Origin of the sequence: Mesorhizobium sp. WSM3626 (genome assembly GCF_000513935.1) — a bacterium.
Lineage (GTDB): Bacteria > Pseudomonadota > Alphaproteobacteria > Rhizobiales > Rhizobiaceae > Mesorhizobium > Mesorhizobium salmacidum.
Genome location: NZ_AZUY01000048.1, coordinates 18,928 through 41,726, shown reverse-complemented (window position 1 = coordinate 41,726; position 22,799 = coordinate 18,928). Strand labels below are relative to the sequence as shown.

Here is a 22,799-nt window from a genome sequence, read left to right as displayed (position 1 = left end):
TGTGGATGATGTTGGCGACTTTAGCCCCGCCTGACTCGGGCTCCTTTCAGGTGAAGGCGTCGGGCATCGACCCCTTCTTCTTGGCGATGAAGTCCTTCAGGGCTTCGTCGATGCCTTCATCAAGGTGCGGCGCCTCATAGCTTTCCAGCCAGCGCCGCGCCAGATCATTGGCGCGCTGCGGCGCGGTCTTCTGACCCTCGGCCAGCCACTGCTCATAGGAGTTGTTGTCGGCGATCGACGAGCGGTAGAAGGCGGTCTGGAAATTGGCCTGGGTGTGGTCGCAACCGAGATAATGGCTGCCCGGACCGACCTGGCGGATGGCGTCCATCGCCTGGCCGTTTTCCGAAAGATCGACGCCTTCGGAGAATTTTTGGGTCATGCCGAGCTGGTCGATATCCATCATGAATTTTTCGTAGCAGGACGCCAATCCGCCTTCGAGCCAGCCAGCCGAATGCAGCACGAAATTGGTGCCGGCGAGAATGGTCGAGTTCAGCGTGTTGGCGCTCTCATAGGCTGCCTGCGCGTCCGGGACTTTCGAAGCGCAGAGCGAGCCGCCGGTGCGGAACGGCAAGCCGAGACGGCGTGCGAGTTGCGCCGCGCCATAGGAGACCAGCGACGGCTCCGGCGTGCCGAAGGTCGGCGCGCCCGACTGCATGGAGATCGAAGAGGCGAAGGTGCCGAACAGCACCGGCGCGCCTGGCCGGATCAGCTGCGTGAACGATGCGCCGGCCAGCACTTCGGCCAGCACCTGCGTCAGCGTGCCGGCGACCGTCACCGGGCTCATCGCGCCGGCCAGGATGAACGGCGTGACGATGCAGGCCTGGTTATGCCGCGAATAGACCTTCAGGGCGCCAAGCATGGTCTCGTCGAACACCATCGGCGAGTTGGCGTTGATCAGGCTGGTCAGCACCGTGTTGTTCTCGACGAAGTCGTCGCCGAAGACGAGCTTGGCCATCGCTACCGTATCCTCGGCGCGCTCCGGCGCGGTCACCGAACCCATGAACGGCTTGTCGGAATATTTGATGTGAGCGTAGACCATGTCGAGATGGCGCTTGTTGACCGGCACGTCGACCGGCTCGCACACCGTGCCGCCCGAATGGTGGATCGACGGCGCCATATAGGCGAGCTTCACGAAATTCTGGAAATCCTCGATCGTCGCATAGCGCCTGACGCCGTCGAGATCGCGCACGAAGGGCGGACCATATACCGGCGCGAACACGGTCGCATTGCCGCCGATCTGCACCGAGCGTTCTGAATTGCGGGCATGCTGGGTGTAGATGGAGGGCGCGGTCTTCAGGAGCGAACGGCAGAGCCCCTTGGGAAAATGCACGCGCTCGCCCTTGACGTCGGCGCCGGCCTCTTTCCACAGCTGCAACGCTTCCGCGTCATCGCGGAAAATAATGCCGATCTCTTCCAGCACCGTGTCGGTGTTCTTCTCGATCAGCGCCAGGCCTTCCTCGTTCAGCACCTCGTAGACGTTGATCTTGCGCTTGATGTAGGTGAGCTGTGTGCCGGGGCCGCCGCCGGAACGCGCCGCGCGCCTTGCCGCCGCTCCGCCGCTGGCGCCGCGCCCACGCCGCGCGTTTGACGCTTCCTGGTCGACTGCCGCGTGTTCGCTCATGATCGCTCTTTCCTGAATATGGCCTGCCTGACTATGGCCGGTCCGTAACCGTTGCGGCCGCATGGCGCGGCTTTCGCCGGATCGTAGCCAAGCACCCTATTCGAAACGGCCCGTCCGCGCCAACGCCTGTCGCAAAATCGACAAGAAATCCGATAGATTTTCCAGTCGCTTTCCTTTTGCGGGAAGTCGCAAATCAGCTATGGATACCCGCCCGTTGCGGGTTAGGTATGAACGCCATTATTTTGTGCCTTGCGACACAGTCGCGATGCCGTGAGGAGCTGGATTAAAATGTCCGACGACGAGATCATCCTTTCCGAACTTTCCGACGACGAGTTGGTGCAGCAGATGCACGACGATCTCTATGACGGTCTGAAGGAAGAAATCGAGGAAGGCACGCGCATCCTGCTCGATCGCGGCTGGGTGCCCTACAAGGTGCTGACCGAGGCGCTGGTCGAGGGCATGCGTATCGTCGGCGAGGATTTTCGCGACGGCATCCTGTTCGTTCCCGAGGTGCTGTTGTCGGCCAATGCCATGAAGGCCGGCATGTTCATCCTGCGCCCTCTGCTCGCCGCCACCGGCGCGCCGAAACAGGGCAAGATGGTGATCGGCACCGTCAAGGGCGACATCCACGACATCGGCAAGAACCTCGTCGGCATGATGATGGAGGGTGCTGGCTTCGACGTCATCGACCTCGGCATCAACAACGCGGTCGAGAAGTATCTCGATGCGATCGAGCAGCACCAGCCCGACATCATCGGCATGTCGGCGCTGCTCACCACCACCATGCCCTATATGAAGGTCGTCATCGACACGATGAAGGAAAAGGGCATTCGCGACGACTTTGTCGTGCTGGTTGGCGGCGCGCCGCTCAACGAGGAATTCGGCAAGGCCGTCGGCGCCGACGCCTATTGCCGCGACGCCGCGGTGGCGGTCGAGACCGCGAAGGACTTTATGAAGCGCAAGCACAACGTGCGTGCTTCGGCCTGATCCAAGGCATCAGGACGACGAAAAAGAAGCCGCGCCTTGCAGCGCGGCTTTTTTGTTCCCAGATGATGGGAAGGCCGCTCGCGGATCAGGGCTTGGTGACGGTGTCCTTGACCGCCCTGGCCGTCGATTTGACGTCCTTGCCGACGCCGCGGACGGTGTTCGCGCAAGCCGTAAGGGCCAGGACGCAGGCAAGAATGGCAATCGGTGCGATGCGTAGCAGGTTCATGGACGGTATCTCCCTCAATAGATAAATTAGCTTACAGCAACGAAGCTCGGCTTGACTGATCTCATGGCCAAAACACAGAAAACGAAACCGAATCAAAGCGACAGGCTGCTCGTCATCGCCTGCGGGATGATTGCGCGCGAGGTGTTGGCCGTCAAGGAACGGCTCGGGCTGGATCACCTCGAATTGACGTGTTTGCCGGCGGAATTTCATTTCTATCCCGACCGCATCGCGCCGGCCATGGACAAGGCGATCGAAAAGGCCAAAGCGGAGGGTTACGAGCACATCTTCGTCGGCTATGCCGATTGCGGCACTGGCGGCCTGCTTGACCGCGTGTTGGAGAAGCATGGCGTCGAGCGCATGGCCGGCCCGCATTGCTTCGCCTTCTATCAAGGCATGGAGGCCTACGACAAGGTCGGCGACGACGACATGATGTCGTTCTACATGACGGACTTCCTGTGCCGTCAATTCGATGCCTTCTTCATGAAGCCGCTCGGCCTGGACAAGCACCCGGAGCTGATCAAGGACTATTTCGGCAACTACCAGAAGCTGATCTATCTCGCGCAGACCGATGATCCGGAGCTCGACAAGGTCGCGGAAAAGGCCGCCGCCCTGCTTGGCCTTGCCTATGAGCGCCGCTCCACCGGTTTTGGCGACCTGACGCCAGGCCTGGCGCGGGCGGCCGCGAACGCCTGACGGCTCAGGTCCCGTCTTCGGCCGCCAGCGCCGCCAACACGTCGGCAAAACTTGTCCTGCAGGCAAAGCCCAGCCTGTCCCTCGCCCGTGACGCGTCATAGACCCGGTCGATCGAGGAAAACATCGTCCAGCCTTTGCGCGCATAAAGTGCCGGAAATCCGGGAAAATAACGCGCCACCACCGATGGAGCGTCGGCGATCAAGTCGGCGCAATCGTCGGGCTGGAACGGCGTTGGCGCACAGACGATGAAGATGTCGAAGCCGAGCTCCGGTGCCTTCTCCAATGCCGCGACATGCGCCTGCGCCGCGTCGTCCACCGTCAGCCGCCGAAACAGCAGTTCGTTCGCCTTGGTGTTGGCGTCCGACTGCTCGATCGCATGCGCCATGTCGTCGGGCTCGGGGAAGAAACGTGCCGTGCGCAGCACCACCACCGGCAGCCCGTGCCGGAGGTGGTAGAGACGGCAGAGATGCTCGGCGGAGAGCTTGGTCACCCCATAGATGTTGCGCGGCTCGGGCGACATCGCCTCCGTCAGCCATGCCGCCTTGCGCGCACCACCCTTGAAGCCGTCGCGTATCGCCTGCGAGATCATCAGCGAGGTCGTTGACGTGAAGACGAAGCGTTGCACATTGGCCGCCACCGCCGCGTCGAGCAGGTTTAGCGTGCCTTGCACATTGGCCGCGATGAAATCGCTGTTGGCGTGGCTTTCTATGTTGGGCTTGTGCAGCGCACCGCTGTGAATGATGGCGTCTATCCGGTTTTCCCCGACGGCACGCATGACGAGATCGCTGTCGGCAATCGAACCGACGATCCGCGTTTCGGCCGATGGAACGGGATCGATCCCGATCACCTCATGTCCAATCCCGCGCAAGAGCGGCGCCAACGCGCTTCCCAGCCAACCCGACGACCCCGTAAGCAAGATTCGCATTCGTCACACCATGAATTTCGACCGTGACGCTGTTAAGCACGGATGACAGGCGCCAGCGACCCGGTAAGTTATGCCCCAGACAAAACAGGGAATCCTTTGATGAACCTCCGCCCCTTGCTTGCCGTTGTCGGCCTGCTCTGCTGCACTTTGCCCGCCCTTGCCGACGGCCAGGTGCAGAAACTGATCACCGCCGCCGATAAGGCGCGGCTCGACAAATATGGCGACACCCGCAAGGCGGCGCTCGCCGAGGCAACGGCGGGNNCCCCCGCCGAGGTCAAGCAGCTCGACGCGCTGCTGGGCAAGCCGCTGGTCGCCTTCTCCGACAAGGATCTCACTGGCAATTGGCGGTGCCGCACGATCAAGGTCGGCGGACCGGGCCCGCTCGTCATCTATGGCTGGTTCAAATGCAGGGTCACTGATGATGGCTCCGGTTGGCGGCTGGAAAAGATCAGCGGTTCGCAGCGCACCCAGGGCCGCTTCTTCGACGATGGCGACAAGCGCTCGATCTATCTTGGCTCCGGCTCCGTCAACGACGACCGGGCAAAGCCCTATGGCAGCGGTCCGCAAACCGACCAGGTCGGTTACGCCTTCCGCAACAGCGCCAAGGAATGGCGCATCGAATTCCCCGCCCCCTACTACGAATCGAAGCTCGACATCATGGAGTTCAAGCGCTGACCGGGGTCTTCATGCCCTGGTAGGCTTCCGGCCGGCCACATCAGCCGGTCCTTGGAGCATGGCAAGATCAATGGCAGCGTCGCGACGTTCGATCCAGGGGTGCCATCGAAACAATGGTACCACCCAACGATCTGGCTCTACGTCTGGACAGGGCTGAGAACCGGCATCTGGTAACGCATCCAGCGTCGGGAACAGCGCAAACTCCGCCGCCATTACTGCTGCATCGCCCCCGTCGCGACATGGGTCGCAAACGAATAAACCCGCCTTTCATTTTACGACATCCAAATGCGTCGCTTTTGAATGCGCGCGCGTCGTCCCATAACAAGCAGCCTTACGACGCTTGCGGCAATGCTCGGAATATCGAGGAGCGAGAATTCATGGCCGATCTTATCGTCGTCTACTGGCGCGACATCCCTGCCCAGGTCATCGTTAGGAAAGGCCGGCAGAACGCCAAGCGCGAATTGCCGTTGCGCTTCACCGAGGCGATCGACATGTGTGCCATGCGCACCGGCGCCGGTGGCACTGACGACTATCTCGCCGAATGGCGCAAGGCCGAACCGGTTCCGGTCGGTGACGATCTCGAAGCCGAGGTCGAAAAAGCATTCCACGAGCTCGACACGAAATACGACCGCGAGCGGCTGGTCGCTCTGGTCAAGGCGGGCGGAAAAGAAAATGTCTGACGAGAACCCGGCGGTTACCCAGGCCACGCTGGTCAAGAAGGCCGCGCCGAAATCCGACTACAAGCCAGCCGACGTGTCGCCGCAGCGCCGCGTGCAGCGCTCGTTCGCGGTGAGACTATGGTCCATTCGGCACTCGCGATTGCTTGAATGGTTTTATGCCCGTTTTGCCGACACGTTCCTGCTGCTGCATCCCTTGTGGAAGGGCATCGGCTACGGCCGTGTCGAGGCTCCAATCAAATTCGTCGAAAAGCGCGTCAAGGGCTTCATGTTCGACTGCCGCATGTGCGGCCAGTGCATCCTGTCCTCGACCGGCATGTCGTGCCCGATGAATTGCCCCAAGCAGTTGCGCAACGGCCCCTGCGGCGGCGTGCGCGCCAACGGCAATTGCGAGGTCGAGCCCGATATGCCCTGCGTCTGGGTCAAGGCCTGGGAAGGTTCGCAGAACATGGTCAACTCCGACAGGATTCTCACCGTGCAGAAGCCGGTCGACCAGTCGTTGCGCGAAACTTCGGCTTGGCTGCGGGTGACCGCGCAGGCCGCGGCAGCCCGTGAAGCCGCCGCTGCCGCGAAGACCGGAGCGTCCGCATGATCGGCCGCCAGCTCGATGAAAATCCGGCCGGCATCCATTTGCCGCTCGATCCCCTGCCCGGCCACACCTCGCGCGGCCGGCTGGAGCGTGTGCTCAGGCGCGGCGAATTCGCGGTGACCACCGAGCTCAACCCACCCGACAGCGCCGATCCCGAGGATGTCTACAACAGGGCGAAGATATTCGACGGATGGGTCGATGCCATCAACGCGGTCGATGCGTCCGGCGCCAATTGCCATATGTCGTCGGTCGGCATCTGCGCACTGCTGACCCGCATGGGCTACGCCCCGATCATGCAGATCGCCTGCCGCGACAAGAACCGTATCGCCATCCAGGGCGATGTGCTGGGCGGTGCTGCGATGGGCGTCGCCAACATGCTGTGCCTGACCGGCGACGGCGTGCAGGCCGGCGACCAGCCGGGCGCCAAGCCGGTGTTCGATCTCGATTCCATGTCGCTGCTGGAGACCTGCCGCATCATGCGTGACAACGGCAAGTTTCTGTCCGGCCGCAAGCTGACGACGCCGCCGCAGCTGTTCCTGGGCGCTGCCGTCAATCCGTTCGCGCCGCCCTTCGACTTTCGCCCGATCCATCTCGGCAAGAAGATCGCCGCCGGCGCGCAGTTCGTGCAGACGCAGTACTGCTTCGACGTGCCGATGTTCAAGACCTTCATGCAGAAGGCCCGCGATCTCGGCCATACCGAAAAGGTGTTCATCCTGTGCGGCGTCGGCCCGCTCGCTTCAGCCAAGACGGCAAAATGGATCCGCTCCAACGTGCCAGGCATCCATATCCCTGACGCCATCATCAAGCGGCTGGAAGGCGCCCAGGACCAGAAGAAGGAAGGCAAGCAGCTCTGCACCGACATCATCAACGAGGTGAAGGAAATTCCCGGCGTCTCTGGCATCCACGTGATGGCCTATCGCCAGGAGGAATATGTCGCCGAGATCGTCGATGAATCGGGTGTGCTGAAGGGCCGCCAGCCATGGAAGCGTGAGATCCGCCGCGACGACCAGATGGTCGCCGACCGGCTGGACCACATCCTGCACGACGAGATTACCGAAACCCAGGTGGATATGGTGAAGACCGCGCATTGACCCGCGCGGAACGACCACCATTCGCTTGATCGACAAGAGATAACGATATAAAGAACTCTTTATATCACGACGGAGAGATTTCATGACCCGGACCATCGTTGCCTCGGCGACACGAGAAATCATCATCGGCTTCGACCAGCCCTTCTGCGTGATCGGCGAACGCATCAACCCGACCGGCCGCAAGAAGCTCGCCGCCGAGATGGTGGTTGGCAATTTCGAGACCGTCATCAAGGACGCGCTGGAGCAGGCCGCCTGCGGCGCCACCATGCTCGACGTCAATGCCGGCGTCACTTCGGTCAACCCGAACGAAACCGAACCTGGTCTTTTGGTGCAGACGCTGGAAATCGTCCAGGGCCTGGTCGACCTGCCGCTGTCGATCGACAGTTCCGTCAGCGCCGCGATCGAGGCCGCGCTGAAGGTCGCCAAGGGCCGGCCGCTGGTCAACTCCGTCACCGGCGAGGAGGAAAAACTCGAAGCCATCCTGCCGCTGGTCAAAAAATACAACGTGCCCGTCGTCGCCATCTCCAACGACGAGACCGGGATTTCGATGGACCCGGACGTGCGCTTCGCCGTCGCCAAGAAGATCGTGCAGCGCTGCGCCGATTTCGGCATCCCGGCGCACGACGTCGTCGTCGACCCGCTGGTCATGCCGATCGGGGCGCTTGGCGATGCTGGCCGCCAGGTGTTCGCGCTGTTGCGCCGCCTGCGCGAAGAGCTCAAGGTCAACACCACTTGCGGCCTGTCGAATATCTCGTTTGGCCTTCCGCACCGCCACGGCATCAACGCCGCCTTCATCCCGATGGTGATCGGCGCCGGCATGACTTCGGCGATCATGAACCCGGTGCGGCCGCAGGAAATGGAAGCCGTGCGCGGCGCCAACGTGCTGAACGGCACCGACGAGAACTGCACCAAATGGATCAAGACCTACAAGGATTACAAGCCGGCCGAAGGCGGCCACGCGGTGGCGGCGCCAACAGCGGTCAATGCACCGGGCGAAGGCGGCGGCAATGGCAGCCGCCGGCGCGGCGGTCGTGAAGCCCGGATGGGCCGGGGATAAGCGCGCAATCGTGAATTCACCTGCAAACATTACCGATCCGCTCGTGCTGTTCATGCCGTCAGGCAAGCGCGGGCGGTTCCCTGTCGGCACGCCGGTGCTCGACGCCGCGCGCCAGCTCGGCGTCTATGTCGAGAGCGTGTGCGGCGGACGTGCTACTTGCGGGCGCTGCCAGATCGAGGTGCAGGAAGGCAATTTCGCCAAGCACAAGATCACCTCCTCAAACGACCACATCTCGCCCAAAGGTCCCAAGGAAGAGCGCTACGAACGCGTGCGCGGCCTGCCCGAAAGGCGGCGCCTCTCCTGCTCGGCGCAGATCCTCGGCGATCTCGTCATCGACGTGCCGCAGGACACCGTCATCAACGCGCAGACCATCCGCAAGGATGCCGACACCAGGGTGATCGCCCGCGATACGGCGATCCGCATGTGCTATGTCGAGATCGAAGAGCCCGACATGCACAATCCATCAGGCGATCTCGACCGTCTCAAGATCGCGCTGATGAAGGACTGGGGTTTTAAGAACCTAGAATTCGACTTTTATCTGCTACCGCAGGTGCAAGGCATATTGCGCAAGGGCAACTGGACCGCCACCGCTGCCATCCACAAGGATGCCGACAGCGACATCGCGCGCGTCATCGCGCTGTGGCCGGGCCTCAAGAACGAGGCTTATGGACTGGCCTGCGACGTCGGCTCGACCACCATCGCCATGCATCTGGTGTCGCTGCTGTCGGGCCGCGTCGCCGCCTCGTCCGGAACGTCGAACCCGCAGATCCGCTTTGGCGAGGATCTGATGAGCCGCGTCTCCTATGTGATGATGAACCCGGATGGCCGCGAGGGCATGACGGTTGCCGTGCGCGAGGCGATCTCCGGCCTCGTCGACAAGGTCTGCGCGGAAGGCAATGTCCAGCGCAACGACATCCTGGATTCCGTCTTCGTCGGCAATCCGATCATGCATCACCTGTTCCTCGGCATCGATCCGACCGAGCTCGGCGGAGCCCCCTTCGCGCTTGCCGTCTCGGGCGCCGTGCGCATCAAGGCATCCGATATCGGGCTGAAGCTCAACCAGGGCGCGCGCCTCTATATGCTGCCTTGCATTGCCGGCCATGTCGGCGCCGATGCGGCGGCGGTGACGCTGTCGGAAGGCCCGCATCGCCAGGACGAGATGATGCTGATCGTCGATGTCGGCACCAATGCCGAGATCGTACTCGGCAATCGCGCGCGTGTCGTGGCTGCCTCCTCGCCCACCGGTCCGGCCTTCGAAGGTGCCGAAATCTCCGGTGGCCAGCGGGCCGCGCCCGGCGCCATCGAGCGCGTGCGCATCGATCCCGACACACTGGAGCCGAAATACCGCGTCATCGGCTCGGAATTGTGGTCCGACGAACCGGGCTTCCTCGACAGCGTGCAGGCGACCGGCGTCACCGGCATTTGCGGCTCCGGCATCATCGAGATCGTCGCCGAAATGTATCTCACCGGCATCATCTCGGAGGATGGTGTCGTCGACGGTTCGCTTGCCGCGCGCTCGCCGCGCGTCGTCGCCAACGGCCGCACCTTCTCCTACGTGCTGAAGGAAGGCGAACCCAAGATCACCATCACCCAGACCGACGTACGCGCCATCCAGCTTGCCAAGGCGGCGCTATATGCCGGCACCAAGCTGTTGATGGAAAAGCAGAACACCGAGCATGTCGACCGCATCCATTTCGCCGGTGCCTTCGGCTCCTTCATCGATCCGAAATACGCCATGGTGCTCGGCCTTATCCCCGATTGCGATCTCGACAAGGTCTCGGCCGTCGGCAACGCCGCCGGCGCCGGTGCCCGCATGGCGCTGCTCAATCGCGGCTATCGTCGCGAGATCGAGGAGACGGTGAGCCAGATCGAGAAGATCGAGACCGCGCTGGAGCCGAAATTCCAGGAGCATTTCGTCTATGCCATGGCGCTGCCCAACAAGGTCGATCCGTTCCCGAAACTGTCGGCGGCGGTGAAACTGCCGCCACGCAAGACGGTGAGCGAGGATGGCATCGCCGGAGATTCAGCACCGCGAAGGCGCTCGCGCGAAGGCCACGCCGCACGGCGCAGCCGCGACTGACAAACCACTTCAGGCCGTTGCGATCGGATTCATGTGTCTGCAGCCTGGGTAAGCGGGGTCCCTTTTCCGCGCTTGACGCCTTTGGGGCGTGAGGGGTGCAGCGCCCGGATGAGCGGCTTTTCAACGACCAGATAAAGCATCGCCGAGAACACCAGGCTGAGAACGACGATCAGCGCCGGCTGCAATGCCGGCAGCACGCCGAGCCGCAAGGTGATGCCCGTCACCGCGACGGCCACCAGGGCGTGCCAAAGATAGATCGAATAAGAGGCTTCGCCGAGGAAGCTGAACAAGGCCACGGGCCTGAACGGCCGAGCGCGTTCGGCAAAGACCGCGCCCGCCACGATCAGCATGGCCGGGATGCCCCAGCGCAATACGCGCGGCATATCGGCGTCGACCAGCGGGATGACGGCGAGCAGAAGAAACCCACCACCAAGCAGCGTCAGGGCCAGCCCAAACGAGAGCCGAACGTCCTGGAGCCACAGGCGTGCGAGAATGATGCCGGCAGCGAATTCGAGCACGATTGGGCTGGTGAAGGAACGCGCATATCCGTCGGGCAAGACAAAATGCAGCGCGACGATGATGGTGAGACTGCCGACGAGCACGCCCAGACGCCATCGTTCGCCCAGAAAAAGAGTCAAGGCGAAAACGAGATAGAACATCATCTCGTAGCTCAGCGTCCAACCCTGGAGGACGACGGGATGCAATGCGCCGTCTTGCAGAAGCGGCAAGAAGAACAGCGAGCGGCCTAGGCTCAGCGGGCTGAGCAACTGATCGTAAAAAAACTGTGGCTTGATCAGCATGGCTGCGGCAGTCATGAAGGTGACGATCCAGTAGAGCGGCACGATGCGGGTGATCCGGCGGCCGATGAAGCCCACTGGATCCGCCGGCCGGCTCGCCGTCGTCACCCACATGATGAAACCGCTGATCACAAAGAAGACGTCGACCCCGGCGGCACCGACAGAGAAGGGGCCGTCGAACTGCTCGCTGACGTGGAAGCAGACCACAGCACTCGCAGCTAGCGCCCGCAGATACTGAATACTGTGGATACTCGGCACGATGACCCCAGTCATGGTTTCCGCGTTGTGCTGCAACGCACACTTCTGCTGCTGCGCTGCACAATTACAGGCAGTTGCGGGGCGACTTGTCAACTATTTTCTATTCGAGTCGCAGCGCACCACCGCCCGAGGACGTCCGATTTATCGGGACCTGAAAACGACTTCGGCGCCTCGAAAACTCATTTGTATGCAATGTTTCCAGATTAGGCCGATCTGGAAACGAACGCGCTATTTTCGCGAAATCCATCCGATACATGGCAGGCGCATTTACCCCGCATCGAACGGCGGCCGAGAAGTCCTTGGCCACCGCCGTTCTTCAAGGGAGATGAAAATGTCGATGTTCGAAAATCTCGGCCGCTTCGGTGTGACCATCAGGCAAGCTCATGCCAGGAATAAGGCGATCCGCGCGCTGAACAGCTTGCCGGCGCATGTCCGGAAGGACATCGGATGGCCGGCATCGCCGCCGAATGATCCGCAGGCCACGCTCGCCTCGCTGCTTCTGGGTAGGACGCGCTGATGACCTTCACCGACAAATGCAAATTGCTCGGCTTCCGCTGGGGACCGCGTACGTCCCCGACGGCCAACAACCGGCTGCGCGCGGCACTTCTGCCGCGCCACTGATCACACCAGCGTGTGGACAAGGCGCTGATCTTGACATCTTTGGCCAGGGCACGATCTTCAAGAATGAAGGGGAATTCTCTTAGTCGGCTGCCGCCGAAGTCCGTGTATCCGCATGCCAAGTTTGAAAAGCCACGTCGTGTCCTTCGTGCTTAGGCACAGCCGCAAGCAGGCCTTTTCCAGCCCGGAAAACCTGCAGCGCTGGATAGCGGCCGCGCGCAAGACCGAGGATCACCGTCCGCCGGCCTTGCTGCAGCAGCGTTACGATATCCAGACGCGCAGCGTGGACGGGTTTCCGGTCTACGAAATCGCGCCCAGGGCCGGAGAGCACAAGCAGATACTCTACCTGCATGGCGGCGCCTATGTCTTTGAGATCACGCCTTATCACTGGTATCTGATCGCCGACATGGCCGACCGGCTGGGCTACGGCATCATCGTGCCGATCTATCCCATCGCGCCCGAGCACAACTTCCATGCCATGTTCGGCATGGTCGGCGCTGTCTATCGCCGGATGCTCGAGGAGACAGAGGCGGAAGACATCATCTTCATGGGCGATTCCGCCGGCGGCAACATGGCCGTGGTGCTGACCATGATGGCGGCGGAAGAGGGTTTGCCCGTACCCTCGCGTCATGTGCTGATTTCACCCGGGCTCGACGTCTCGCTCGCAAACCCCGAAGTATTCGAGGCGGAGCGGAACGATCCATGGTTGGGCATTGCCGGTGGGCGGGAGGCAATCCGGCTCTATAGTGCCGGTATGGATCCGACCGACTGGCGCATCAGCCCGGTCTATGGCGATCTGTCGGTGTTGCCGAAGACATTGCTCCTGACGGGCTCCCGCGATCTTCTCACGCCCGACAATCTGATCTTTGCACAAAAAGCCCGCACCGCCGGTGTTGAGGTGGAGGTGGTTTACGAGGAAGGCATGTTCCACGTCTGGCCGCTGATTGACATGCCGGAAGCGCGGCGCGCGCGCCAACACATCGTTGCTTTCCTGAGCCAGAGCCCTTCGCCGATCGCCGCCTCCACAGAGGCGGCGGAGCAGCGCCTTCGGTCCGAGTATCCCGGATGATCAGAACTTGCCGGTTTCCCTAAACACTTCGAAAGTCGCGCGGATGTGGTCGGCGACGGCCTTGACCGGCGCACTGGCGTCCGGCGCCACCACCATGGCAAGATTGTAAGTGCCGATATCGGGCATGCCGTCCTTCGGGCAGAGTTCGACCATGTCGTTGCCGAGGAACGATCGCGGCAGCGGCGCGACCGCAAGGTCTGCCATGATCGCGGCTCGCTGGCCTGCGGTATGGGCGCTCATGTAAGCGACGCGATAGTTGCGGCCCTCGCGGCCCAATGCCTCGAGCGCACCGGCCCGCCAGGCACAGCCTTCTTCCCACAATGAGACCGGCAGCGGTTCGCGTAGATGCGCGCAGCCGCCCTTGGCGCCGGCCCACACGATCGGCTCGGTCAAAAGCACCTCGGCGCCAAGCGCGCTGGTCTTATAGGAGTTCGTCAACAGCGTGATGTCGAGCGCGCGGTCGTCCATGCGCCGGCGCAGATTGCTGCTCTGGTCGATGGTGACGTCGACGGCGATCGAGGGATGCGACTGCGCGAAACGCTTCAGCACATGCGGCAGCACGCGCTCGCCATAATCATCCGGGGAGCCGAGCCGCACCACGCCGACAATATCGGGGATAATGAACTTCGACACCACCTCGCGGTTGATCGACAAAAGCCGCCGGGCATAGCCGAGCAGCATTTCGCCGTCCGTGGTCAGCGTCACCGAACGCGCATCGCGCGCGAACACCGAGCGGCCGAGAATGTCCTCCAGCTTCTTGATCTGCATGGATACGGCCGACGGCGTGCGGAAAACGGCATTGGCCGCGGTGGTGAAGCTGCCGGTCTCGGCAATCGCCACGAAAGTGCGCAAAACGTCGAGGTCGAGCAGCGGCAGCGGGTGATTGAGTGGGGCGTTCATGACGATCGGCCTTCAATTTTTCTGATACAAAGCATCATTCCATTTCGTTTGATTGAACATCAGATCAGGAGCATAGTCAACTCCATCGAAGCAGCATGCCGCCAAAAGCGGCACGAAACGACCACGACGCAGACCTGCATTCGACATGTAATGAAGCTGAAACAGACCTGGCGTAATGCATTGCCGGCGCCTTCCGCGCCGCAGCAAAGGAGATCGAAATGTCTATCCTGTCGTCCCTCGGCCGCATCGCGACCGAATTCAACGCCGCCCGCGCCCGCTACCAGACCGAACGCGCCATCCGTTCCCTGCCGATCGAGTTGCAGAAGGATATCGGCTGGCCGGAAGCTTCCGACACCAAGACCGGCATTCGCAATGGCGTCGGATCCTGGGCTGGAGCAAAGTAGATCGTGTGTACCCCGTGCTAAAGGCCTGCCGCGCAACCCGCCCGGCAGGCCTTCTCTATTTTATTTGTATTCAAACGAATTCAGCAGCCATGCTGCCGCTGCATGGCGCATATGAGCAAGCCGCATAGCAGCTCGTTTTTGAAGCCAACCAACTGTAAATATTCGTAAATATTGGGCACAACACCTGCAACCTGCCCAAATCTGTGGCGATCGGTGTCGCATTTCATATCAAGCGCTTCGCTTTTGCGATTCAGTTTCTGCTTACACAAGCCTATATCCCCGTCAGCAAACGAGCTGCCCCACTCCATCAAGCGAAGGCGACCCGTCTGAGCAACCGATTGGAGATGATCATGAAGCTTTTTGCCCGCCTCTTCGCCCGCCGCGAAATGAACCTGACCACCGCTCTCGAGCGTCAGCGCCTCGCCAACACCATGCCTGGCCAGACCGGGGCCATGGCTGCGGCGCGTCTCGGCTTCGTCGCCTGATACCTCCACAGCCGCGCTCCCTGCCACGGCTTCAGAGTTGACAGCCGCCGCTTCGGTTCCGCCGAGGCGGCGTTTATCTGTTGCGCTTCCATCGCCTTTTCACAACCTGACGGTGGCCTGGTTTGAGCAGCACCGCGCGGCGATTGCCCATTTGCGACCCATGTCGCAAATTTAATCTTGCCAAAGCCGCCTAGCCGATTGACAGGAATGGTTTTTCCTGATGACGCTATGCTATTCGCGACATCCTGTTCGCGTCATGGCCAGATGAGGTTCCCCGTGAACGCCGTCAAGCATCCGATCAAGCGGTCGTTTGTGTTCTTCCTTGTTCCCGATTTCACCATGATCGCTTTTGCGACCGCGCTGGACCCGTTGCGCTCCGCCAATCGGATGCTCGGCTACGAGGCCTATCGCTGGCGCCTTGCCAGCATTGACGGCAAGCCGGTGCGCGCCTCCAACGGCGTGGAGTGTGCGGTCAACACCTCGCTGGAGGAGGAACGCAAGAAGATGGCCGGGCCGGACCGCCCGAACATGGCCATCGTCTGCAGCGGCACCAATGTCGAGCGCTATCAGAACAAGTCGGCTTTTGCCTGGCTGCGCGAGGAATATAACCGCGGCGTCGCCGTCGGCGGCCTGTGCACCGGTGCGCATATCCTGGCCGCCGCCGGGCTGTTGTCGAACAAGCGCTGCGCCATCCATTGGGAAAACCTGCCGGGCTTTTCCGAGGCCTTCCCGAAGGCCAATGTCTTTGCCGACCTGTTCGAGATCGACCAGAACATCTACACCTGCGCCGGCGGCACCGCCGCGCTCGACATGATGCTGAAGCTGATCGGTGACGATTTCGACGAGACCCTCGTCAACCGCGTGTGCGAGCAGGTGCTGACCGACCGTGTGCGCAGCCCGACCGACCGCCAGCGCCTGCCGCTGCGCGCCCGCCTCGGCGTGCAGAACTCGAAAGTGCTGACCATCATCGAACTGATGGAGGCCAATCTGTCCGAGCCGCTGTCGCTGATCGAGATCGCCGACCATGTCGACCTGTCGCGCCGCCAGATCGAGCGCCTGTTCCGCACCGAGATGGGCCGCTCCCCAGCCCGCTACTATCTCGAAATCCGCCTCGACCGCGCCCGGCATCTCTTGATCCAGTCGTCGCTCCCGGTAGTCGAGGTGGCGGTCGCCTGCGGCTTCGTCTCGGCCTCGCATTTCTCGAAATGCTACCGCGAGCTCTACGCCCGCTCGCCGCAGCAGGAGCGCGTAGACCGCAAGCAGTTGCTGGCGGCCTGACCCCAAACCATACACGCAGACCATGCCGTGAGCGGTTAGTGCACCTCTGCGGTCCGCATCGCCTCGACGCGGATGTCCTCGGTCAGCCGTGCCTTCAACGCCGAGAATTCCGGACTGGTCTTCAGCGTGTAGTGGCGCGGATGCGGCAGGTCGATGGCGACATCCGACTTGATGCGGCCGGGCCGCGCCGTCATCACGATAACCCGCGAGGCCATGAAGATCGCCTCCTCGATGTCGTGGGTGACGAACAGCACCGTTTTCTTGCGCCGTTCCCATATGCCGAGCAGCAATTCCTGCATCAGCCCGCGTGTCTGGTTGTCGAGGGCTCCGAACGGCTCGTCCAGCAGCAGGATTTCCGGATCGTTGGCCAGTGCCCGCGCTATCGCCGTGCGCTGCTGCATACCGCCGGAAAGCTGCTTCGGCCAATGATTCTCGAACCCCTTCAGCCCGACGAGATCGACATAGGAGGCAACGATCCCGTCCCTCTCCTCCTCGGCCATGCCGCGTTCGCGCAGGCCGAAAGCGATGTTTTCGGCGACCGTCAGCCAGGGGAAAAGCGTGTAGGACTGGAAGACCATGCCGCGGTCCGGCCCGGGTCTCGTCACCGCCTTGCCGTCGAGCAGAACGCGACCTTCGCTTGGCGCCTCCAGGCCGGCGACGATCCTCAACAGCGTCGACTTTCCGCAACCGGACGGCCCCAGGATGGTGATGAAATCATTTGCCGCGACCACAAGATCCACCGGCATCAGCGCCCTGACCGGCTCTCCGCCGCGCACGCCGGCAAAGGTGCGCGCAACGCCCTCGATGAGAAGCTTGCTCACGCCAGGCTCCATGGAAAGAGCCAGCGGTTGAACGCCTTGAAAGCGAAATCGGACAACAGCCCGATCAGGCCGATGACGATGATGCCGAAGATGATCTGCCCGGTCGCCAGCCGCGACTGGCTGTTGATGATCATATAGCCGATGCCCGACGACGAGCCGATCAGTTCGGCAACGATGACATAGGTCCAGGCCCAGCCGAGCACCAGCCGCAGCGTCTCGGCGATCTCGGGCGCGTTGGCCGGCATGATGACCCGCCTGACGATGCCATTGTTGGTCGAGCCCAGCGTATAGGCGGCCTCGACCAGGTCGCGCCGTGTGGAACCGACCTTGACCGCAATGATCAGAATGACCTGGAACACCGAGCCGACGAAGATGACGAGAAGCTTCTCCAACTCGCCAATGCCGGCCCACAGGATGAGCAGCGGAATGAAAGCCGAGGCCGGCAGGTAGCGGGCGAAGGAGACGAAGGGTTCCAGAAACGCTTCCACCGGCTTCCAGGCGCCCATGGCGATGCCGAGCGGCACGGCGACGACCGAGGCCAGCACAAAGCCGCCGAAGACCCGCCAGATAGTGATCAGTATGTCGAGCCAGAAACGGTCCTCGACCAACAGCCGCCAGCCGTCCCGCAGCATCGACAGCGGGTCGGCGAGGAAGATGCGGTTGACGTGGCCGCCAAGTGTGATCCAGGCCCAGAAGGCCACGAACAGCACGAAGAAGGCGATACCGAGCACTGTTCGCAGGCTCGGGGAGACAGGATGCAAGGGGCGCATCTTCATCCTTTGTCAGCGGGAAAGTGGCGGCGCACTGCGCCGCCGCACGGTATCCAAGGGTTGAACCGTCAATTCGCCACGGCGCTGGTGTCGGCCAGCGTGGCGACGTCGGGCGCCTCCTTGATCAGCCCCATCTGCAGCAGCAGGTCGCCGGCGGTCTTGGAAAAGTCCTGGAATTCCTTGGTGAAGAACTGCTTGTTCGCGGCCTTGTCGGCCCATTTCAGGTACTTCGCCGAATCCTCGAATTCCTTGGCAGACTGTTTCACGTCGGCGCCCATGATCTCGTAGGATTTCTGCGGATCCTTCTTGATCATGTCGAGAGCGTCGAAATAGCTGTCGGCAAGCGCCTTGGCGGCGTCGGGATTAGCCTTGAGGAATTCGGGCGTGCAGCCGACCGTGTCGAGAACCATCGGATAGTCGAGCGTGGTCGCCAGGATATGACCCTGGTCGGCCTTATCGCGCACGGCCGAGATGAAGGGCTCGTAGGTGACGGCCGCATCGTTCTGGCCGGCGAGGAAGGCTTGCGCCGCTGCGTCAGGCTCGAGATTGACGACCGTCACGTCCTTGGTCGACATGCCGTTCTTGTTCAGCACCCAGGCCAGCATGAAATAGGGCGACGTTCCCGGCGCGGAGGACGCTACATTCTTGCCCTTGAGGTCGGCGACGGTCTTGATATCGTTGCGCACGACGATGCCGTCGGCGCCATAGGATTTGTCGAGCTGGAAGATTTGCTTGGTGGTCACCCCGCTGGCGTTCCAGACCAGCCAGGTCTCGACCGTGGTGGCGGCGCATTGCAGGTCGCCGCTGGCGATGGCGAGCGGCCGGCTGGCCTGCGGCACCTTCTTCAAGGTCACGTCGAGGCCATGTTTCTCGAACAGCCCTGCCTGCTTGGCGAGTGTCAGCGGCGCGAATCCGGTCCAGCCGCTGATGCCGATGGTGAGTGAGGTGGCGGCCAGCGCCGGCGCGGTCAACCCCGCGGCAAGCGTCAATGTCGCGGCAAAGACGGTTATCCTGTTCATGTCAGTTCCCCTTTTGTTTTTCTGAGGGAAATTGTTCACAGAGGCCGACGGGCTTGTCAATCAACAGGAAGGTGTTTGCGCACAAAGCAGCCGGCAACCCGGTTTGGAATTGCTCTACCTGCTGTCGGGCATCCAGTTGCGGTTGCGCCACATTTTCTCGCCGACCTGGCAGTCGGCGGCGGGCTTGTCCTGCGCCAGCTCCACTGGCGGATAGTCCGCCTCCTCCGCCACCCAATAGGGTGACGCCGGACCGGCAAGCTCAAGCACAAGCTTGCGGCGGATGGCTTCGGGAAATTGTGTCCAGTCATTGACCGGGATCATGAAGGCACCGGCGCCGCCGATGACGCAGTCGCTGTAGTAGCGGTCGAGATCGTTGACGTCGTAGACGCCGGAAAAGCCGCCCCGGGTCATCAGCGGCAGGCCATTGATGACGATGCCTTGGCTGACCACCCCGTCGCGGACGAGATTGACCGGCGCGCCCTGGTTGTTTGGCCCGTCGCCCGAAATGTCGATGACGCGCTTGGTTCCCTGGTAGCCGCTTTCGGCGAAAAGGTCGCTGCCGAACTCCAATGCACCGGAGATCGAGGTGCGCCGTGCGCTGTTGGGCGGCTGGGCCGACAATTGCGCCACCACCCGCTCGGCGTCGGCCCGGCTTGCGATCACCGTCCACGGTACGATGACGTGTTGCCAGCCGGTGCCGGCCCATTCGACATAGGTGACGGCGATCTTGCCATAGGCGCCATCGGCGATCGCCTGCAGCACATTGTCATGCGTCAGCGCCGCCGCGTAGCCATGGCGCTGGATCTCCAGCTCCTCCGCCGACATCGACAGCGAAACGTCCACCGCCAGCACCAGCTCGACATCGACCGGCTCGTCGGCGTGGGATCTCGGCGCCAGCCAGAACGTCAGCGCCAGTGCGGCAGTGGCCGAAAGCAGATGTCTCGCGCGGGGCAAACCAGACATTGCGCAAGGTTAAGCCAGAATCGCCCACCGAAAAAGAGAAAAGCCCGGCCGTGGCCGCGCTGATCCAATAGCGAGGCCGGCCGCGGGCGATCAGCTCCGCGGCTTGAGATTCTCCGGGTCGTAAAGCGGCTTGTAGCCAACGCTGGCGACTTCAACCGGATAAGTCTCGCCGAAATACTCGACCTTGAGCTTGCGGCCCTCCTGGGCATAGGCCCAGGGCAGATAGGCGAGCGCGATGTTCTTGCCGATGGTCGGGCCATAGGCGACCGATGTCGTGAAGGAGCGGCGGCCGAGTTCGTCGACCAGTGTATCCCCGCTTTCGGGGTCCATCACCGGCATGATGCTGACGGGATAACGGGCAACACCCTTGGAGTCCGTATTCTCGGTCATCACCAGCGTGCACAGCATGGCGGGCTGGTGCGCGCGTTCGCGATACTTCACGTGCTTGGCCTTGCCGCAGAAATCGTTCTCCTTGACCTTCGGTCGGGCAAGATCGGCCTCGAGCAGATTATACTCGGTCAAGAGATCGGCGTTCTGCAGTCGCAGGCTCTTCTCCATGCGACGCGTATTGGCGTAGGTCTCGACGCCGAACGGCATGACGCCTGTCGAGCGCAGGGCGTCCCAGACGGCCAGACCGTCCTCGTAGCGCATATGCAGTTCCCAGCCCTGCTCGCCGACATAGGAAATGCGGAACGCGGTGACGTCCTTGCCGCCGATCCTGACCGGCTTGATCGCCGCGAAAGGAAAATTCTCCGGCGAAAGCCCATCCGGGTTCTCGACCACCTTTTGCAACGTCGCCCGCGCGTTCGGCCCCCAGATGCCGATGGTGACGTACTTCTCGGTCACATCGGTGATGGTGACATCGAACCCTTTGTCCTGAGCCGTGCGGCGCATGTATTGGAAGTCGCGCGGCCCCGCGTCGGCGCCGTCGATCAGCCGGCAGCGGTCGGTCATGCGGATCACGGTGAAGTCGGCGCGCACCATGCCTTCCTCGTCGAGGAAGTGGGTGTAGATGCCCTTGCCGATGTTGTTGTCGCCGCCGATCTTGGCCGCGCACAGCCATTCCAGCAGCGCGACATGGTCGGGTCCTTCGATATCATACATGGAGAAATGCGAGAGGTTGACGATGCCGCAATCCTCGCTCATCGCCAGATGCTCGGCGTTGGAGACGCGCCAGAAGTGGCGGTTGTCCCATTCGTTCTCGCGCACCGGCACCCGGTTTCCATACTTTTCAAGCAGATGCTCGTTGGCGGCGTAGCCGTGGGCGCGCTCCCAGCCGCCGAGTTCCATGAAATAGCCGCCAAGTTCCTTCTCCCGCTCCCAAAACGGCGAGCGCCTGACGTTGCGGGCCTTGGAGAAGGGTTCGCGCGGATGCACCGCCGGATTGTAGACCTTCATCGCCGTCTCGGTGCAGCGATCCCAGATGAACTGCTCCTTGGTCTGGTGCGGATAGAAGCGCGCATAGTCGATCGCGTGGTGATCGATCTCGGTGCGGCCGTCGGTCATCCAGTCGGCGATCAGCTTGCCCATGCCGGGGCCGTCCTTGACCCAGATGGCGACGGCATACCAAAGCCCCCTCACCTTCTGGCTTTCGCCCATCGATGGGCCGCCATCGGCCGTCACCTGCAGCAGGCCATTGAACGAATGGCTTTCGTTGTAGCCGAGTTCACCCAGGATCGGCGTCAGTTCCATGGCGCGTTCGAGCGGCGCCAGGATCTGCTCCATGTCGAGATCGCGCTGCGACGGCGACAGCCGCGCCTGGTCCTTCTCCAGCAGGTCGCGCGGGTGGCAGAGGCGCGGATTGGTCTCTTCGTAATAGCCCCATTCGATCTGGCCGCCCTCGGCGGTCTTGGGATCGCCAGTGTCACGCATATAGGCCGAGTTGCCCTGGTCGCGCAGCAGCGGCCAGCCGATCTCCTTGCCGGTGCCGGCGAACTCGGTGTACGGGCCAAAGAAGGTCAGCGGATGGTCGATCGGCATGACAGGCAGGTCCTCGCCGACCATCTCGGCGATCAGCCGGCCCCAGATGCCGGCGCAGACGATGACGTAGTCGGCCTCGATCGTGCCGCGGTCCGTCACCACGGCGCTGATGCGGCCATCCTTGACGACAAGCGACTTCGCCGGCGTGTTGGCGAAGGATTTGAGCTTGCCGGACGCTTCGGCCTGGTCGACCAGCTTGCCGGCAACGGTCTGCGAGCGCGGAATGACGAGACCGGCGTCCGGATCCCACAGGCCGCCCTGCACCAGGTCCTGTTCGATCAGCGGGAATTTTTCCTTGATCTCGGCGGGCTCGATCAAACGGGCGCGCGTGCCGAAAGCCTTGGCCGAAGCGATCTTGCGCTTGATCTCGTCCATGCGGCCGTCGTCGCCGACACGGGCGACCTCAAGGCCGCCGACGCGCGCGTAATGGCCCATCTTCTCGTAGAAATCGATGGAATAGAGCGTCGTCCAGCAGGACAGAAAATCATGGCTGGTGGTGTAACAGAAGTCCGACGCATGCGCGGTCGAGCCGATATCGGTCGGGATGCCCGACTTGTCGATGCCGACAATGTCGTCCCAGCCGCGTTCGATCAGATGATGGGCGATCGATGCGCCGACAATGCCGCCGAGGCCAATGATGACGACCTTCGCCTTTTTCGGAAACTCTGCCATTGCCCGCGACTCCAGAATGCTGTTGCGGGCGGCGTCGGCGCCCGCTTGATCGGCGCACAATATGCAGGCGACGGGCACGGCGCTACCGCCTGTTTGCGACACGCCAAAGATGCGGCGCGACCCTTCCCAAATCAGGGAAAACAG

General features: G+C 62.3%; 23 protein-coding genes. 13 read left to right on the top strand and 10 right to left on the bottom strand.

Annotation, left to right across the window (positions count from 1 at the left end; genetic code table 11):
- Positions 1-46: 46 nt before the first annotated feature.
- Complete coding sequence (locus M653_RS0125665) at positions 47-1,621, bottom strand: trimethylamine methyltransferase family protein (protein ID WP_027145896.1); 1,575 nt, start codon at positions 1,619-1,621, stop codon at positions 47-49.
- Positions 1,622-1,909: 288 nt separating this feature from the next.
- Between M653_RS0125665 and M653_RS0125660 the strand changes: the two genes are divergently transcribed.
- Positions 1,910-2,608: a B12-binding domain-containing protein gene (locus tag M653_RS0125660; RefSeq protein ID WP_027145895.1), complete on the top strand. Its 699-nt coding sequence runs from the start codon at positions 1,910-1,912 to the stop codon at positions 2,606-2,608.
- A gap of 85 nt (positions 2,609-2,693) precedes the next feature.
- Here M653_RS0125660 and M653_RS01000000133510 read toward each other — a convergent pair whose 3' ends face one another.
- A complete protein-coding gene (locus tag M653_RS01000000133510) occupies positions 2,694-2,834 on the bottom strand; it encodes an entericidin A/B family lipoprotein (protein ID WP_032936097.1) in 141 nt (46 codons plus the stop codon).
- 63 nt (positions 2,835-2,897) lie between these two features.
- Here M653_RS01000000133510 and M653_RS0125650 point away from each other — a divergent pair, with 63 nt between their 5' ends.
- On the top strand, positions 2,898-3,527 hold the full coding sequence (locus M653_RS0125650; protein WP_027145894.1) for a DUF1638 domain-containing protein: 630 nt from the start codon (positions 2,898-2,900) through the stop codon (positions 3,525-3,527).
- A 4-nt stretch (positions 3,528-3,531) separates the two neighbouring features.
- On the opposite strand, the gene M653_RS0125645 is transcribed toward M653_RS0125650, so the two are convergent.
- Positions 3,532-4,452, bottom strand: coding sequence for an NAD(P)-dependent oxidoreductase (locus tag M653_RS0125645; protein ID WP_027145893.1), 921 nt, complete (start codon positions 4,450-4,452; stop codon positions 3,532-3,534).
- Between the two features lie 99 nt (positions 4,453-4,551).
- On the opposite strand from M653_RS0125645, the gene M653_RS0125640 reads away from it, so the two are divergent.
- The 6 genes from M653_RS0125640 to M653_RS0125615 all read left to right on the top strand — a co-directional run bounded on the left by M653_RS0125640 (position 4,552) and on the right by M653_RS0125615 (position 10,621).
- Entirely contained in the window at positions 4,552-5,127 is a 576-nt protein-coding gene (locus tag M653_RS0125640) for a DUF4893 domain-containing protein (protein WP_027145892.1), read from the top strand.
- 377 nt (positions 5,128-5,504) lie between these two features.
- Positions 5,505-5,807, top strand: coding sequence for a virulence factor (locus tag M653_RS0125635; RefSeq protein ID WP_027145891.1), 303 nt, complete (start codon positions 5,505-5,507; stop codon positions 5,805-5,807).
- Entirely contained in the window at positions 5,800-6,396 is a 597-nt protein-coding gene (locus tag M653_RS0125630) for a methylenetetrahydrofolate reductase C-terminal domain-containing protein (RefSeq protein WP_027145890.1), read from the top strand. The genes M653_RS0125635 and M653_RS0125630 overlap by 8 nt, the downstream gene beginning before the upstream one ends.
- A complete protein-coding gene (locus M653_RS0125625) occupies positions 6,393-7,484 on the top strand; it encodes a methylenetetrahydrofolate reductase (RefSeq protein WP_027145889.1) in 1,092 nt (363 codons plus the stop codon). Before M653_RS0125630 ends, M653_RS0125625 begins: the two co-directional genes overlap by 4 nt.
- A gap of 82 nt (positions 7,485-7,566) precedes the next feature.
- On the top strand, positions 7,567-8,541 hold the full coding sequence (locus M653_RS0125620) for a methyltetrahydrofolate cobalamin methyltransferase (protein ID WP_027145888.1): 975 nt from the start codon (positions 7,567-7,569) through the stop codon (positions 8,539-8,541).
- On the top strand, positions 8,492-10,621 hold the full coding sequence (locus M653_RS0125615; RefSeq protein ID WP_032936093.1) for an ASKHA domain-containing protein: 2,130 nt from the start codon (positions 8,492-8,494) through the stop codon (positions 10,619-10,621). The genes M653_RS0125620 and M653_RS0125615 overlap by 50 nt, the downstream gene beginning before the upstream one ends.
- A 29-nt stretch (positions 10,622-10,650) precedes the next feature.
- On the opposite strand, the gene M653_RS01000000133505 is transcribed toward M653_RS0125615, so the two are convergent.
- Positions 10,651-11,691: an acyltransferase gene (locus M653_RS01000000133505; protein WP_084636865.1), complete on the bottom strand. Its 1,041-nt coding sequence runs from the start codon at positions 11,689-11,691 to the stop codon at positions 10,651-10,653.
- On the opposite strand from M653_RS01000000133505, the gene M653_RS1000000137835 reads away from it, so the two are divergent.
- Positions 11,678-12,193, top strand: a complete 516-nt coding sequence (locus M653_RS1000000137835) for a hypothetical protein (RefSeq protein ID WP_245262341.1) — start codon at positions 11,678-11,680, stop codon at positions 12,191-12,193. The genes M653_RS01000000133505 and M653_RS1000000137835 overlap by 14 nt on opposite strands.
- A gap of 216 nt (positions 12,194-12,409) precedes the next feature.
- Positions 12,410-13,363, top strand: a complete 954-nt coding sequence (locus M653_RS01000000133500) for an alpha/beta hydrolase (RefSeq protein ID WP_051442802.1) — start codon at positions 12,410-12,412, stop codon at positions 13,361-13,363.
- On the opposite strand, the gene M653_RS0125590 is transcribed toward M653_RS01000000133500, so the two are convergent.
- Positions 13,364-14,263, bottom strand: coding sequence for a LysR substrate-binding domain-containing protein (locus M653_RS0125590; protein WP_015317416.1), 900 nt, complete (start codon positions 14,261-14,263; stop codon positions 13,364-13,366). It lies immediately after the preceding gene.
- 218 nt (positions 14,264-14,481) lie between these two features.
- Here M653_RS0125590 and M653_RS0125585 point away from each other — a divergent pair, with 218 nt between their 5' ends.
- The 3 genes from M653_RS0125585 (at position 14,482) to M653_RS0125570 (ending at position 16,430) form a co-directional block, all read left to right on the top strand.
- Positions 14,482-14,667, top strand: coding sequence for a hypothetical protein (locus M653_RS0125585; protein ID WP_027145885.1), 186 nt, complete (start codon positions 14,482-14,484; stop codon positions 14,665-14,667).
- 350 nt (positions 14,668-15,017) lie between these two features.
- Positions 15,018-15,152: a hypothetical protein gene (locus M653_RS1000000138150; RefSeq protein WP_013894968.1), complete on the top strand. Its 135-nt coding sequence runs from the start codon at positions 15,018-15,020 to the stop codon at positions 15,150-15,152.
- A 339-nt stretch (positions 15,153-15,491) separates the two neighbouring features.
- Complete coding sequence (locus M653_RS0125570) at positions 15,492-16,430, top strand: GlxA family transcriptional regulator (RefSeq protein WP_348626252.1); 939 nt, start codon at positions 15,492-15,494, stop codon at positions 16,428-16,430.
- Between the two features lie 35 nt (positions 16,431-16,465).
- Here M653_RS0125570 and M653_RS0125565 read toward each other — a convergent pair whose 3' ends face one another.
- The 5 genes from M653_RS0125565 to M653_RS0125545 all read right to left on the bottom strand — a co-directional run bounded on the left by M653_RS0125565 (position 16,466) and on the right by M653_RS0125545 (position 22,655).
- Entirely contained in the window at positions 16,466-17,251 is a 786-nt protein-coding gene (locus tag M653_RS0125565; RefSeq protein ID WP_027145882.1) for an ABC transporter ATP-binding protein, read from the bottom strand.
- The gene (locus tag M653_RS0125560; RefSeq protein WP_027145881.1) at positions 17,248-18,021 is read right to left on the bottom strand and encodes an ABC transporter permease; all 774 of its coding nucleotides are present in this window, start codon (positions 18,019-18,021) and stop codon (positions 17,248-17,250) included. The genes M653_RS0125565 and M653_RS0125560 overlap by 4 nt, the downstream gene beginning before the upstream one ends.
- Before the next feature lie 68 nt (positions 18,022-18,089).
- Positions 18,090-19,040 (bottom strand): ABC transporter substrate-binding protein, encoded by a 951-nt coding sequence (locus M653_RS0125555; protein WP_027145880.1) that lies wholly within the window; start codon positions 19,038-19,040, stop codon positions 18,090-18,092.
- A 114-nt stretch (positions 19,041-19,154) separates the two neighbouring features.
- Entirely contained in the window at positions 19,155-20,003 is an 849-nt protein-coding gene (locus tag M653_RS0125550; protein WP_027145879.1) for a DUF1194 domain-containing protein, read from the bottom strand.
- A gap of 90 nt (positions 20,004-20,093) precedes the next feature.
- Entirely contained in the window at positions 20,094-22,655 is a 2,562-nt protein-coding gene (locus M653_RS0125545; protein WP_027145878.1) for an FAD-dependent oxidoreductase, read from the bottom strand.
- Positions 22,656-22,799 lie beyond the last annotated feature (144 nt).

Coding starts and splice junctions, on each gene's coding strand:
- M653_RS1000000138150 (WP_013894968.1), top strand. CDS start 15,018: ATGAAGCTTTTTGCCCGCCTCTTCGCCCGCCGCGAAATGAACCTGACC.
- M653_RS1000000137835 (WP_245262341.1), top strand. CDS start 11,678: ATGACCCCAGTCATGGTTTCCGCGTTGTGCTGCAACGCACACTTCTGC.
- M653_RS0125615 (WP_032936093.1), top strand. CDS start 8,492: ATGGCAGCCGCCGGCGCGGCGGTCGTGAAGCCCGGATGGGCCGGGGAT.
- M653_RS0125555 (WP_027145880.1), bottom strand. CDS start 19,040: ATGAACAGGATAACCGTCTTTGCCGCGACATTGACGCTTGCCGCGGGG.
- M653_RS01000000133500 (WP_051442802.1), top strand. CDS start 12,410: ATGCCAAGTTTGAAAAGCCACGTCGTGTCCTTCGTGCTTAGGCACAGC.
- M653_RS0125665 (WP_027145896.1), bottom strand. CDS start 1,621: ATGAGCGAACACGCGGCAGTCGACCAGGAAGCGTCAAACGCGCGGCGT.
- M653_RS0125660 (WP_027145895.1), top strand. CDS start 1,910: ATGTCCGACGACGAGATCATCCTTTCCGAACTTTCCGACGACGAGTTG.
- M653_RS0125590 (WP_015317416.1), bottom strand. CDS start 14,263: ATGAACGCCCCACTCAATCACCCGCTGCCGCTGCTCGACCTCGACGTT.
- M653_RS0125560 (WP_027145881.1), bottom strand. CDS start 18,021: ATGCGCCCCTTGCATCCTGTCTCCCCGAGCCTGCGAACAGTGCTCGGT.
- M653_RS0125650 (WP_027145894.1), top strand. CDS start 2,898: ATGGCCAAAACACAGAAAACGAAACCGAATCAAAGCGACAGGCTGCTC.
- M653_RS01000000133510 (WP_032936097.1), bottom strand. CDS start 2,834: ATGAACCTGCTACGCATCGCACCGATTGCCATTCTTGCCTGCGTCCTG.
- M653_RS0125570 (WP_348626252.1), top strand. CDS start 15,492: ATGATCGCTTTTGCGACCGCGCTGGACCCGTTGCGCTCCGCCAATCGG.
- M653_RS0125625 (WP_027145889.1), top strand. CDS start 6,393: ATGATCGGCCGCCAGCTCGATGAAAATCCGGCCGGCATCCATTTGCCG.
- M653_RS0125630 (WP_027145890.1), top strand. CDS start 5,800: ATGTCTGACGAGAACCCGGCGGTTACCCAGGCCACGCTGGTCAAGAAG.
- M653_RS0125620 (WP_027145888.1), top strand. CDS start 7,567: ATGACCCGGACCATCGTTGCCTCGGCGACACGAGAAATCATCATCGGC.
- M653_RS0125550 (WP_027145879.1), bottom strand. CDS start 20,003: ATGTCTGGTTTGCCCCGCGCGAGACATCTGCTTTCGGCCACTGCCGCA.
- M653_RS0125645 (WP_027145893.1), bottom strand. CDS start 4,452: ATGCGAATCTTGCTTACGGGGTCGTCGGGTTGGCTGGGAAGCGCGTTG.
- M653_RS0125585 (WP_027145885.1), top strand. CDS start 14,482: ATGTCTATCCTGTCGTCCCTCGGCCGCATCGCGACCGAATTCAACGCC.
- M653_RS01000000133505 (WP_084636865.1), bottom strand. CDS start 11,691: ATGACTGGGGTCATCGTGCCGAGTATCCACAGTATTCAGTATCTGCGG.
- M653_RS0125635 (WP_027145891.1), top strand. CDS start 5,505: ATGGCCGATCTTATCGTCGTCTACTGGCGCGACATCCCTGCCCAGGTC.
- M653_RS0125545 (WP_027145878.1), bottom strand. CDS start 22,655: ATGGCAGAGTTTCCGAAAAAGGCGAAGGTCGTCATCATTGGCCTCGGC.